A 13,182-nucleotide genomic window follows, 5' to 3' on the forward strand; every position below is an offset into this window, starting at 1 on the left:
GTGCCCGCCGCTTAGCACGCGGAAGGGGCCGGGTGACAGTGTTCCGAGAAGCCACAATGCAGGGCCTGGCAGGTCGCCACCTCTCGTCCCGCCCAGGCACCTCGGACCTCTCCTCTGGCCAGCGCCCGCGCGCCGTCCGCGAGCCGCCTGGCCGCTTCCTCTTGACCCACCCCGTCCATGCTCCACTCGGGCTCGGGCCGGGCCTCGCCCAGGAAGACCACGCCCACACGGACGGGGACTCCAGGCCGCACCATCCGTCGAGCCGCCAACGCCAGCGCCGCCAGCTCGTGTGTATACGCGGCGGCCCCCAGGGGATGTCGTCCACCCGACTTGTAGGCGACCACCACCGCCTCACCGCGAGGTGATTCCCACAGAACATCCACCTCGCCCTCCAGGGACACGCCGTCCTCCAGGGACAGCGAGAAGGCCAGGCTCCGGTGCACCATGCGCGAGGGAGACTCCGCCACCGAGCGAGCGAAGTCCGTGACGAGGAAGCGCTCCACCGTCGACAGGACCTCCTCCATGCCCTCGTCGTCCGGAAGCGAGCCTGCCTCGCGCAACAATGACTCCAGATGCGCTCGGCGCTCCGTCACGTCCACGTCACGCGCCGAGGCGAGTCGCAGGTCCGCTCTCCGCAACAACTCACGCACCAGCTCCGCTGGACTCTTCGCGGGCAGCCACCCCTCCGGGTCGACCAGGAGTGGCGCGTCCCGGACAGGGGCTTCCCAGGGCCAGGGCGCCGCGCGCAACCCCAGCCGGTGCACGTAGTGGAAGCGTCGAGGACAGGCGAGGAAGTCCTGCACCGCGCTCACGGGCGCGGAGACTCCACCGGGTGACTCGCCCATCTCCACCAGCCCGCCGCGCACGCGCAGCAGCGCGGCCTCCACTCGAGCCCCCGCGCGAGCGAGCGACTCCGGTCCCGGTGGCTCCGGGTCCGCGGGCGGTGGCAGTTCATCCACATCCACGTCGTCGACGAACTCGCGCGTGGTGACGTCTTCCAACCGCGCATCGATGAGATGCCACCACGAGTCCTTGCCCGCGCGAGGCTCCTCGCCTCCAGAGAGGACCAACAAGTCCCTCGCGCGCGTGAGGGCCACGTAGAGCAGGCGGCGGTACTCGGCGTCCTCGCGCGCCTTGAGTTCCTGTCGCACCGCCTCGAAGCGATTGGAGGTGTAGCCCTCCAACGAGTCCGGCACCCACGGCCGCAGGGCGATGCCATGAGAGCGCTCGAAGTGCGCGCGCCCGGAGGTGCTCCGACGCCGGCCGCCCATGCCCGGCACCACGACGACGGGCCACTCCAGGCCCTTGGCGCGGTGGATGGTGAGCAACTGCACCGCGCGCGGGTCACCCGCGTCCAGCAGGTCCGCCTGCGCCTCGGTGGGGTCGGACTCGGCCAGCATGCGCAGCTCTCGCGCGAAGGCCACACAGCCCCCCGTGCCACGCTCGTCACGCCGCGACGCCAGCGACAGCAGCTTCTCCACGTTGGCGCTCGCCTGCTCCGCGTAGGGTGAGCCCGCCAACGCCTCGCGATACCCCGTCATGTCCAGCGCCGCGAGCAGCAGCTCCCTCACACCCAGGCGGTCTCTCTCCTGGCGCAAACCGGGCAGCGCGGCGAGGAAGTCCACCAGGCGCACCCGCTCGCGCTCGGGCAGCGACTCCAGCACCGTGGGGTCCGACAAGCGCGGCGACGCCAGCGACAACGGCTGCTCCCCCGCGAGCTGGAACAGGGACGCATCCGACAGCCCCACGAGCGGCGAGCGCAGCACGGCCGCGAACGCGAGCGCGTCCTCCGAGTCCGCCAGCAGCGCCAGCAACGAGGCCAGGTCCAACACCTCCTGCGCGCCGTAGAAGCCGCGTCCGCGCAACACCCGGTGCGGCACACCGTGACGGATGAGCGCCTGTCGATAGACCTCCAGGTGCGTGAAGGTCCGGAACAGCATGGCCACGTCCCCACCGCGCGCGGGCCGGGCCCCTTCTCCATCCTCGCGCGCCACGGTGGGCGCCGCGCCCGGCGCGAGCATGATGCGCAGCCGTCGCGCCACGCAGTCCGCATCCAGCCAGCGCAAGTCGCCCGCGGTCTCCTGCTCCTCCAGGTGGAGCCGCTCCACGGCGGCCGTCTCGGAGAGCGAGGCACGCACCGGGGACAGGTCGTCCTCCTCCGGGACGTAGATGACCTCGAACGGACGCGGCGCCTGCGAATCCGCCGCCACCAGCACGCCGGCGAAGGCGTGATTGAAGAAGGACAACAGCCCCGGCACCGAGCGGCGGTTGTGCTGGAGGAAGCCGCGCGTGCCCCCCTCGTCTTCAATCTTCTTGGCGAGCACCGTGAACACGGAGACATCCGCGCCACGGAACTCGTAGATGGACTGCTTGCGGTCTCCCACCGCGCAGAGGAACGCGGGCTCCAGGGGCAGCGCGGTGGCCAGGTCCACGTCCGCCGCAAGTTCGCGCGGGCCTTCCTCGCGCCGCTCCGAGAGCAACAACACCAACTCCAACTGGAGACGGTTGGTGTCCTGGAACTCGTCCACCAGCAGCGAGCCCACGCGCTCCTGCACCTGTCGGCGGAACTCGGGGTAGTCCCTGAGCAGGTCCCTCGCCTTCACCAGCAACGACGTGAAGTCGAAGACGTTGCGACGGGAGAACTCCGCGTCGTGCCGGGTCTCCACGCGGCCCAGCAGCTCACGGAACGTGGCCTCGAAGGGCGCCGTGCGCCACGCGGCCCAGGAATCCTCCAGCCTGCGCACCGAGCCGTCGCTCTTGCCGAACGTCCGCCAGTACAGCTCACGCACCGGCGCCGCGGCGCCCTTGCTGAGCCTCGCGAAGTTGCGCCCATCCGCCGCGAAGCTGGCGCGCAACCACGGGTAGCGGTCTCCCTGATGGAAGTTCTCCGCCGTCATCCCGTTCAGCGCCTTCTCCAGGGCGCCCACCAGCCGGCTCCACTCGCCCTTCGCATCCAGCGCGCGCGCTTCACCGCACAGCCGCAGGCTCTGCGTCAGGGCTTCATCCAGGTCCTCGCGAGCCTCCGCCACGTCTCCCACGGCGGCCGACGCGGCCTTCAACCCCTCCTCGCGCAGCTTGCCGTAGACCGACACCAGCGCGGCCACCAGTCCGTCGGAGAAGCCCGAGCCGGAGAAGCCCAGCTCCTGGCACAGCTCGCGCACCTGCGCGTCCCCGCCCTCCAGCGACTCCAACACCACGCGCTCGGCCACGTCCTGCACGAGGCTGGAGGCCTCCAGTTCGTCGAGCACCTCGAAGCTCGGGTCGATGCCCACCGCAGGAGGAGCCCGTCGCAACAACTGGCCACAGAGCGAGTGGAAGGTTCCCACCGTGGCCGAGCCCAGCTCCTCGCGCATCTGCCGCCATGCATCGGGCAACGGGAAGGGCCGGCCCAGCCGTTCGAGCGACTCGCGCAGCTCCACTTCCTGGTCCAGGCGAGCATCCCCCTGGGCCAGCCCGTCCAGACGCTGGCGCACGCGGGAGCGCATCTCCGCCGCGGCCTTGTCCGTGAAGGTCAACATGCACAGCCGCGCGGGACGAATCGCCGCGCCCGCCTCGCGCGCACCGGCCAACAGGTGCAGCGTCATCGTCACCAGGCTGTACGTCTTGCCCGCGCCAGCGCCCGCCATCAACGCGAGGTTGCGCTCCAGCGCGAGCAGGGAGGGAGCCACGCTCATCCGCCCTCCTCCGTCATCCGGCGCTCGGTGATGCGGCACACGGCTCGGAAGCCACACATGCCGCAGTCCTGGGGCCGCGCGGCGAACTGTCCCTCTCGCAGCGTCTTCACGAGTGACTCCACCGCGTTGGGCAGGTTGCGTCCACCCTCCTTCGCGGCGACTCTCGCCCGCACCTCCGGGTCCGTGGACAGCAGCTCATCCAGCTCCTGCGCGGGGACGACGTCGGACAGATGGATGGTGGCGCCGGTGCGCAGCGAGAACCACGCGGCCTGACTCGCCGTCGCGTGCCCGCTCTCCCGCGCCGCGAAGAGGTACAGCGGCAGTTGGAAGTCCGACGTGAGCAGCCGCTTCTTCAGCTCGTTCTTGTCCAGCTTCCCGGACTTGTAGTCGATGACGCCCACCTCCGAGCCCGCCACGTCGAGCCGGTCGATCTTCCCCTCGAAGACGATGGCGTCCCCTTCGATGGGAAGGACGACGTGGCGCCAACGGTCGTCCGTGGCCGCGGGGCCGAACTGGAGTTCGAAGCCCTCTGGCACCAACCGCTCGAACGGAAGCCCGCGCCGCTCATCCACGAGGATGCGACGGGCCATCGCCCGCGCGCGCTCATGCGCCAGCTTCCACAGCGCGGGATGCCCCACGTGATGGAACTTCTCGAAGTGCGCCACCGCCGACTGGAGCGCCGTGTCCAGCACCTCGTCCGGCACGTCCTCCGGCGCCTTGCCCAGGAGCTGGTGCTCCTTGAGCGCCTGGAACACCTCCTCGACGACGCGGTGCCAGAAGGTGCCGCGGCCCCTCGCGTCGAACTCCTCGCCCGGACGGTCCGGCTCGGCCACCTTCAGGCCATACGTGAGGAAGCCCTGGAAGCCACAGTTGCCGAAGCGCGCGAGCGCGGAAGCGGACAGCGGCCGAGTGAGGTCGAAGCGGAACGCCTCACGCAAGGACGCGCGCTGCGTGTTCCCGTCCACCGAGCCCGTGAAGGGCCCCGGCTTCTTGTTCGGGTCGCCGAAGAAGAACAGCCGCTCCACTTCCACCAGGGACAGCTCGCGGGCGCCCGAGTACCAGGCTTCCTTGTCGAAGTGACGCTTGAGCAGGCTCGCCGCCGCGTCCGGCTCGGTGACGCGCAGCTTCGGCTGCGCCAGGGCTTCCAGCGCCACGCAGCGACGCAGCTCGGACTCCGTCAGCACCTCGTCGAGCGGAGGGATGGGCGGCAGCGAGCGCGGCTGCCACTTCAGCGCGGTGAGCCGGCGCACTTCCTCCAGGAACGAGGACGGCACCTGCTCCTGGCCTCCCGAGCCCTCCATCGCGAAGGACAGGCTCAGCGTCTCCTCCGCCGCCGCGAGCGCGCTGGCGAACAGCAGCCGGTCCTCGGTGAGCCGCCACGGCGCTCGCTCCTCGAACTCGCCTCCCGTCAGCCGGAACACATCCCGGCCCAGGTGCTGGTTGAGCGCGGAGCGCTCCGCGTCCCCGAGCAACGGAGAGGGCGCATCCCTTCCAGGGAAACGTCCCTCGGTGAGCCCCGCGAGGAACAGATGTCGGAACGAGCGCCCTGGAACCTCGGCGGCATCCAGCACCTCCACCGCGGAGCCACGAGGCCCTCGCGCGGGCAGGTGCGCGTCCGCCATCGCATCGCGCAGCCAGCGTCCGAAGGTGCGCCGACGCAACACCGGGCCGCCGCCCACCGCCTTCATCGTCCGCAGCAGGCCCTGGACTCGCAGCCGGAGCGCCTCGCGCGCGGCCTCGTCACGGGCTCGCGCATCCAGGGCCCGAGCCGCGAGGCCCCCTTCCTCGCGAGCCTCCAGCGGCCCTTCCGAGTCCATCAGCCCCAGCCGCTCCACCACATGCCACCACGTGGCCAGCAGCTCCGCGACGGTGCCCTTCTCGGGAATCCGTCGGCAGTAATCCACCAGCAACTGGCAGCGCTCGCGCAGCAGCCGCACCGCATGGATGCGGGCGCTCCCGTCCTTCTTCTGCGCCCCCTGCAACGCCTGGAGTCGGCGCGCGAGCCCATCCAGCCGGATGTCATAGGCGCCACGCCCTCGCAGCGCGCCCAGCCGGTCATCACGCACGGCCGCCAGTGCGAAGAAGCTCGCGGGCGCCTCCGGTCCTCCCCGCGACAACGTGGGCGCGTAGCGACTGCCCACCAGCTCCGCCACGCGCTCGGCCGGAAAGCCATCCTCCACCAGGAACGGCAGGTCCAGCGCCAGGCGCACCGGCCCCGCCAGCGCGAGCGGCTCGCCCCAGGGAAGACGCACGGGCACCCCCAGCTCGCCCAGCGATTCAGCAAGCCACCCGGCCTCCGGTCCCAGCTCGCGGTAGGCGATGGCGATGTCCGAGGGAGACGCCCCGTCGGCGATGAGTCGGCGCACGTCCCGGGCGACCAGTCGCGCTTCTTCCCGCGCCGTGGCCGCGCTCCACACACGAGGCTGGAGCTCCACGTCCTTCAGCGCCTCGCGCGGCGCCCGGGGCGAGAAGACGAAGCGCCCCAGGTCGATGAAGGGCCGGGCCTCGAAGGTGACGTCCGCCTTGAAGAGGTCCACGTGCGGCATCGTCTCGCCACGGTTCTCGAACGCGCGGAACAGCGAGGCCAGCGCCGCGTCCGCCACCGGAGAGCCACCCACCGGCGTCTCCACCCGCAGCGTCACGCGCCGCGATTCACACGCGGCCGCCAGCGCCAGCAACAGCTCCAGGCCCGAGGGGCGCACGTCGTAAACGCCATGCAGGACGAGCGTGCCCACGCCATCCCAGCTCGTGGGCCACTCGCCCCGACCGAGCGCCTCGCGCGAGCCCCTCAACACGTCCTCACGGTCAGCGAGGCCCAGCTCCGCCAGCTTCTGCTCGTACAGGTGGTACAGCCGGGCGAGCACCCGCACGTGCTTCTGCCGCTCGGGCGGGAGGACCTCCACCGCGTCCTGCAGCTCGCGCGGCGACAGGCGCCCCGCCTTGAGGTCCAGCACCACGTCCAGCCCCGCGCGCGCGAAGGCCGGCTCCCGGACGTACTCGCCGAAGTGCGTGGGACCCAGCAACGCCCCCAGCGAGGACATCACCGCGCGCGCACCCACCGCCGGGCACGGACGCCGGTTCAGCTCGCGAGCGCCCCCGAGCACGCCCAGCAGCTCATCCCAGGTGAGCAGGTCCGTCCCCATCGCCAGGCCCCGGGCGCTCCGCTCCGCACGCAAGGCGGCCTGACGCCGACTGGCATCGGGGAACACGTGGAGGGTACGGATGGGGCGGGCCATGGATGCGCGGAGTGTAGAACGACCGAGCGGGTCGCTTTCATGCTCCATTCCACGCTCGGCGCCCAGTGTGTTTGCAAGCCCGCCTGCTTGCCCACCTGTTTCACACGATTCACGAGTGAACCGGACCTCCGTGCCGGGTTTATCCCGAAGCCCCGGCGCATCCGGGCGCCTCGGCCGTCACTCGGGACGCCCCCGGAAGACGTCCTGACCGGCGGCCAGGGCCTCCATCGCGGGGGCCAGGCGCGGCCGACTCTCCGCCAGGAACTCGGGGAGGATGGCGTCCTCCAGCTTCTGGCGCTGCTCCTTGGGGAGGTCGCCCAGGGACGCATGGGTCCGCGCCACGACGTTCCCCGCCCAGCAGCAGGCATGGTCCGCTTCCTGGATGACCCGTGCGCTCACGTCCCCCAGCACGATGAGCATGTTGTCGTTGCCCTGCCCCTCGATGAGGGGAATGTCCACGTCGCCCAGGAGCTGCATGTCGCCCGAGGTGATGAGTCCCGGAGCCGTGACGCGTCCGACGATGGTGACAGACGAGTCGGGACCACAATCGTACAGGGGCAGCGTGGACAGGACGCTCCCGAGGAACACGAGCGGCACACGCCACCGCACCGGGCCCGTGAGGACGACGTTCGCGGCGATGACCCGGGGTTCGTTCCAGGCCTGTTCATCGAGCGTCAGCGTGGGCAGCTCCGCCGGATGGAGCTCTCTCAAGGCGAGCGCCCACACCGCTTGCAGGGTCGGATTGCCGCCTTCCGCCTTCCATTGCGCGGGGCCCTGGCTGGCGACTTTCGCGAACCCGGCGGGGTCAGGCAGCAGCGAGGTCGCGGCGAGCACCTCCCGCTGAGACTCGTTGAGCCGGGCCAGGGCCCGAGCCCAGGCATGCTCCCAATCCTGGGGTTTGAAATCGGGTCGATGGTCGAGCCACTCCTGCATGACGTCGCGCTCCCCTGCCCTCGCCACGGGCACGCGCGGAGGTAACAGGACTCCGTGTCTTCGTCACGCTCCCACGGGAGGGCAAGCCTCCCCGCCCTGGCATGGTGGACTTGATTGGCAGTCGCTCCGCTTCGAAGCGCGGTGTAGCGTTCCGACTCGAATGACGCTCGAAGAGGCTCGCGGGGAGCTGGGGGTGACCGCCGAGGCGGAGCCCGAACTCGTCCGCAGGACGTATCTGCGCATGTTGAAGACCCGCAAGCCGGAAGTGGACCCCCAAGGGTTCGCCCGGCTGCGCGAAGCATATGAGCTGCTCAAGGCCGCGCACGACGGCACCGAGGCACCGCGCACGAGCGCCGCTCCGGAACCGGTGGCTCCCGCCACGGTCGACGCGCCACACGCGTCCGGGCCCCTGAGCGCCGACGCGCGGCTCGACACCTTTCGGGCCCGCTTCAGCACACTGCCTTCGGATGCTCCCACGGATGCGCCCATCCTGATTGCTCGCGAGGCGGTGGAAGCCCTTCCCGAGGCAGGCGAGGCCCGCCACTGGCTCATCAAGGCCCTGATGGCGTCGAACCGGAAGGAGGAGGCGACGCAAGCCTTCCGGGACGCGTTCAACCAGGGGCATCCCGAGTTCCTCCTGGCGTTCGCGCAGACCTTTCCGCAGCGGTTGACCGAAGCGGAGATCAACCTGCTCGGAACGACGGCCGCGCATCCCTTCTTGTGGGGACTCGCCGAGGAGCTGGGCACCTCCGATGACTGGGACAAGGCGGGCCAGGCCGCGCTCGTGGCGCTGGCCGCCATCAAGCGCCATCCCGAACATCCACCGCCGAAACCCACGTGGGTGCTCGCCTTCCTGCTGCAGTTGCACCTGAATGGCCGGCCCCGCGAAGCGCGTGCGCTGCAGGCGAGCTACTCAGCGTGGCTGGAGGCCGAGGGACTCCTCGACGCGTTCCAGGAACAGGATGAGGCGTGGGTGTGGAGGCTGGTTCAGGAGCTGGCGGAGCTGGATGACGACGTCTCTCCCGGCGTGCGCAAGCTGCTCGCCGATGCGGTGCTGAACGGAAACCTGGAGAACACCCGGGAGCAGATGCGCGCCTATCGCCGCCGCGAGCCCGAGCGCGCCGCCCATGCCCTGGAGCAGATTCGCGCCCGCTGTCCTTCCTTCCAGGCCGCGCTCGGGGAGAGCCTGGTGCCCAAGGGGCCGCCGCCCGGAGTGACCCGCCCTTCCCCGCCGAAGAAAGCCCCCGCTGACGCGAAGCCGCCGGCGCCCGACACGGGACGGAGCGCCTCGCGGTACACCACGTACGCGCTCGCGTCCGTCGGCGTGTTGATGGCGACCATGGTCGCCGTGGGAGTCATGACCTTCGGGCCGAAGTCGGGTCCTGGAGGCACCGAGGAGGTCACTCGTGAGGAGCGCGTGTCGGCGGCGCGCGAGGCAGCCCGAGTGCTGTGCGCGGCAATCCCCGGCACTGACTCAAAGGAAGCCTGTACGGGGCTCACCAAGCTGGTCGACTCGGTGGAGGCGGAGGACTGTCCCGACGTGTCGAGGAAGTACATGAAGGTCCTCGCGGTGGTGCAGGAACAGACCGCCCGAGTCCCCGCGAACGAGCAGGACCCCGCCGCGCGCCAGGCGCGAATGACCGCCGCCCGGTTCCGTCTCACGGACGAACTCCGGGGACTCTGCCCCCAATCCCTATGAGTCCTTCTTCCAAGTCTCCCATCCTCGGCATCGACCTGGGCACCACCTACTCGCTGGTGTCCGTGTTCAGCGAGGGCCGGCCGGTCCTCATTCCCAATTCCCTCGGCGAGTTCCTGACACCCAGCGCTGTCGCGCTCGACGAACAGGGTCAGGTGCTGGTGGGCGCGGCGGCTCGCTCTCGCGGAGTCCTCCACCCCGAGCAGGCGGCGCTCGCCTTCAAGCGAGACATGGGGACCTCGCGGGTCTATCGACTGGGAGACCGGACGTACTCGCCCCAGGAGCTGTCGGCGCTGGTGCTCGCCGCGCTCAAGCGCGACGCCGAGGCCTTCCTGGGAATGGCGGTTGAAGAGGCCGTCATCACCGTCCCCGCTTATTTCGGGGACCCGCAGCGACAGGCCACTCGGGACGCCGGAGCCATCGCGGGACTCAAGGTCGAGCGCATCATCAACGAGCCCACGGCGGCGGCGCTGGCCTATGGGCTGCACGAGCGCAACCGGGAGCTGAAAGCCGTTGTGTTGGACCTGGGTGGCGGGACGTTCGACGTCACGGTGTTGGAGATCATCGAGGGCGTGGTGGAGATCCAGTCCTCGGCGGGTGATGCGCGGCTGGGCGGCGAGGACTTCGACACGTTGCTGGCGCGCCATGTCGCCCAGCGGTTGCGACAGGACAAGGGCTTCGACCTGGAGGCCCACGCACCGGGCTGGGCGCGCTTGCGGGAGGCGTGTGAAGCCGCGAAGCGGCGGCTTTCGCAAACGGAGAGCACGCGCATCGTCCTTCCCGAGCTGCCGGTGGCGGAAGGCAAGAAGCTGGACTTCGAGTTCGCGCTCACCCGTGAGGATGCCGAGTACGCCTGGGCCTCCGCGCTCGAGCGCATGCGCGGGCCGATTCATCGGGCGTTGCAGGATGCGTCACTGAAGGCCACGGACATCGAGGAGGTGCTGCTCGTCGGAGGTTCGACGCGCATGCCGTGCGTGACGACCTTCGCGACGCAGGTGTTTGGACGGTTGCCGTTGCGCAAGCTGCCGCCGGACGAGGCCGTGTCCATGGGCGCCGCGGTGCAGGCGGCGATGAAGGCGGGAGACCAGGCCGTGGATGACCTGGTCGTCACGGACGTCGCGCCGTTCACGCTGGGGGTGAGCACCGCCGCGCAGGCGGGCCACCGGCGAATCACCGGAATCTTCAGTCCCATCCTGGAGCGCGGCACGGTCATCCCCGCGAGCCGCGTGGAGCGTTACTGGACGGCCGGCGACTTCCAGCGAGAGATTCGGCTGGAGGTGTACCAGGGCGAGCATGCGCAGTGCAGCGACAACGTGAAGCTGGGCGAGTATGCCTTCTCGGGGCTGCCACCGGCCCCGGCGGGAGAGCAGTCCATCGACGTGCGCTTCTCGTATGACCTCAATGGCATCCTCGAGGTGGAGGTCACCGTCGTCACCACGGGTCGCAAGGAAGCCTTCGTCATCGAGCAGCGCCCGGGCAAGCTGTCACCGGGGCAAATCGAAGAGGCGCGGCGCTCCATGGCGGCGCTGAAGCTGCATCCCCAGGATGCCCTGCCGAACACGACGGCGCTCGCGCGAGCAGATGCCTTGCATGTCCAGCTCACGGGACGGGCCCGCGAGGAATTGGCGGCGGCCATCGCCTCGTTCCGGCTCGCGCTCCAGACGCAGCGGCCGGAAGTCATCACCCCCGCGAGGGAGCACCTGACAGGACTCACGGCCCACCTGCGCGAGCGGTGAGCCACACTCACTTCGCGTCTGGCGAAAAGTCGAGCACGAGTTCCAACTGAGACAGGGCGGGATGCGTGAAGCCCGCCCCCAGGAAGAAGCGCTCGCACAGGCCCTCTGGAACGATGGCGCTCACCGCCAGCGCCTTCCCGGGATGCGCGGCGGCCAGTGCCCGCAGCAACCTGCGCCCCGCGCCCTGCCCTCGCGACGCGGGCTCCACCACGAATGACCGCACCCCCAGCGTCGGCGCGGAGACATCCGCCACCACCGCGCACGCCGGCCCCAACCGGAACGCCTTCGCCGGAGATGACAACCCCCGCACCGTCGCCGCATCGAGCTGCCATGGCAACCCGTCCGGAAGCAGCCTCGCGCACTCCTGCAGCCCCACCTCCTCCAACGCCCCCGACTCCGGCGTCGGCGTCCCCACGAACCCCACGAGTCGCCGCACACGCCGGAAACCCAGCCGCTCGTAAAGCTTCACCGCTGGCGCATTCTGCTCGATGACCTCCAGCACCATCCGCGCATCCCCGCGTGCTCGCGCCTCCGCCATCAACGGCCGCAGCATCTCCCCACCCAGTCCCTGTCCCCGTCGACTGGGAATGATGCCCATGCCCGCGACGCGACTGACCCGCCCGCGCCTTGCCATCAACACCAGCCCCGCCCACTCTCCGTCCACCCGCGCGACCCGACTCTCCATGAGCGAGATGTGCTCGCTCCGCACCCGCGCATCGAAGGCCTGGGGTGCGTCGGGAATCGGGACGAAGTAGCCCTCGAACGAACGGGCGAACAACGTGGACAAGGCCAGGAACGGCAACTCCGCTGCGGAAATGAGGTCCATGGGATGTCGCTCGAACCCCGGAGATCGCGGTCCATTCCGCGCCACGGCGATGACGTCTCCGGAACTCAGCACCCTCCCTACCACTCTCGCTCCCGCCCTCGGAGCCTCGTGATGCGCCGCTCGGCTACGGGCTGTCCCAAGGCTCGCCAGCGAGCCGCTCCGCCACGAAGGCGACGAACGCTCGCGCCTTCGACGCCACCAGTCGCCCAGGTGGGTGGACGGCGAACACCCCCACCTCCGGTATCGACCAGTCCTCCAACACCCGCACGAGCCGACCCGCGCGCAGGTCCTCTCCCACCAGGAAGGTCGCCAGCGCCGAGACACCACAGCCCCCCAACGCGGCGAGCCTCAGCGCCTCGGCGTTGTCCGCCCTCAGCGCGGGCCGCACACGGACCGTGGCGCGCTCCGCCCCCCGCGAGAACGTCCAGGTCTCTCCGTCCGCGAAGTGGCTGAACTGGAGACAGGGATGGGCCGACAGGTCCTGCGGCCGCGCGGGCGGCTTTCGTCCCCGCAGATAGCGAGGTGACGCCACCAGCAGACGCCGCACCGTGGCCAGACGACGCGCCACCAGGCTGGAGTCCGGCAACGCGCCAATCCGGATGGCGACGTCGACCCCTTCCTCGACGAGGTCGACGTAACGATCCTGGAAGGTGAGCTCCAGCTCGATGCGCGGATAGCGACGCATGAAGTCCGGGATGAGCGGCGCGACGTGGAGCTGGCCGAAGAGGTTGGGCAGCGCCACTCGAAGCCTGCCCTTCGGGTCGCCTCCGAGCCCGGACACGAGCGCTTCCGCCTCCTCGACGCGATGGAGCACATCCGTACAACGCTCCAGGTACAGGGCGCCCGCCTCGGTGAGCGAGACATGACGGGTGGTGCGACGCAGCAGCGCGGTCCCCAGGGCCGCCTCCAGCCGCGCCACACGGCGGCTCAGTGTGGAGGCGCTCACCCGCAGCTCCCTCGCCGCATCCGCGAAGCTCAGCGCCTTCGCCACGGCGGAGAAACCCAGCATGTCCTCCAGTCGGTCCCTCAACTCCAAGCGCTCCACGCCCGACCTCCGATTGTTGCGACTTCCGCACGAGTC

At 70.3% G+C, this 13,182-nt stretch carries 7 protein-coding genes; 2 read left to right on the plus strand and 5 right to left on the minus strand.

Annotation, left to right across the window (positions count from 1 at the left end):
* Positions 1-11: 11 nt before the first annotated feature.
* From HUA78_RS17580 to HUA78_RS17590, 3 genes are all read right to left on the minus strand, one after another.
* Entirely contained in the window at positions 12-3,674 is a 3,663-nt protein-coding gene (locus tag HUA78_RS17580) for a UvrD-helicase domain-containing protein (RefSeq protein ID WP_174476772.1), read from the minus strand.
* Positions 3,671-6,910 carry a PD-(D/E)XK nuclease family protein gene (locus HUA78_RS17585; RefSeq protein ID WP_174476773.1) on the minus strand — a complete coding sequence of 1,080 codons (3,240 nt, stop codon included), beginning with the start codon at positions 6,908-6,910 and terminating at the stop codon, positions 3,671-3,673. Before HUA78_RS17585 ends, HUA78_RS17580 begins: the two co-directional genes overlap by 4 nt.
* Before the next feature lie 177 nt (positions 6,911-7,087).
* Positions 7,088-7,843, minus strand: coding sequence for a hypothetical protein (locus HUA78_RS17590; protein WP_174476774.1), 756 nt, complete (start codon positions 7,841-7,843; stop codon positions 7,088-7,090).
* Between the two features lie 160 nt (positions 7,844-8,003).
* Here HUA78_RS17590 and HUA78_RS17595 point away from each other — a divergent pair, with 160 nt between their 5' ends.
* Entirely contained in the window at positions 8,004-9,542 is a 1,539-nt protein-coding gene (locus tag HUA78_RS17595; RefSeq protein WP_174454932.1) for a hypothetical protein, read from the plus strand.
* Complete coding sequence (locus tag HUA78_RS17600) at positions 9,539-11,275, plus strand: Hsp70 family protein (RefSeq protein ID WP_174454931.1); 1,737 nt, start codon at positions 9,539-9,541, stop codon at positions 11,273-11,275. The genes HUA78_RS17595 and HUA78_RS17600 overlap by 4 nt, the downstream gene beginning before the upstream one ends.
* A gap of 7 nt (positions 11,276-11,282) precedes the next feature.
* Here the strand turns inward: HUA78_RS17600 and HUA78_RS17605 are convergent, their stop codons facing one another.
* Positions 11,283-12,101 carry a GNAT family N-acetyltransferase gene (locus HUA78_RS17605; protein WP_174454930.1) on the minus strand — a complete coding sequence of 273 codons (819 nt, stop codon included), beginning with the start codon at positions 12,099-12,101 and terminating at the stop codon, positions 11,283-11,285.
* Positions 12,102-12,225: 124 nt separating this feature from the next.
* Positions 12,226-13,146, minus strand: a complete 921-nt coding sequence (locus tag HUA78_RS17610) for a LysR family transcriptional regulator (protein ID WP_217442513.1) — start codon at positions 13,144-13,146, stop codon at positions 12,226-12,228.
* Positions 13,147-13,182: the final 36 nt, after the last annotated feature.

The organism is Myxococcus sp. CA033 (genome assembly GCF_013336625.1).
GTDB classification, from domain to species: Bacteria; Myxococcota; Myxococcia; order Myxococcales; family Myxococcaceae; genus Myxococcus; species Myxococcus llanfairpwllgwyngyllgogerychwyrndrobwllllantysiliogogogochensis.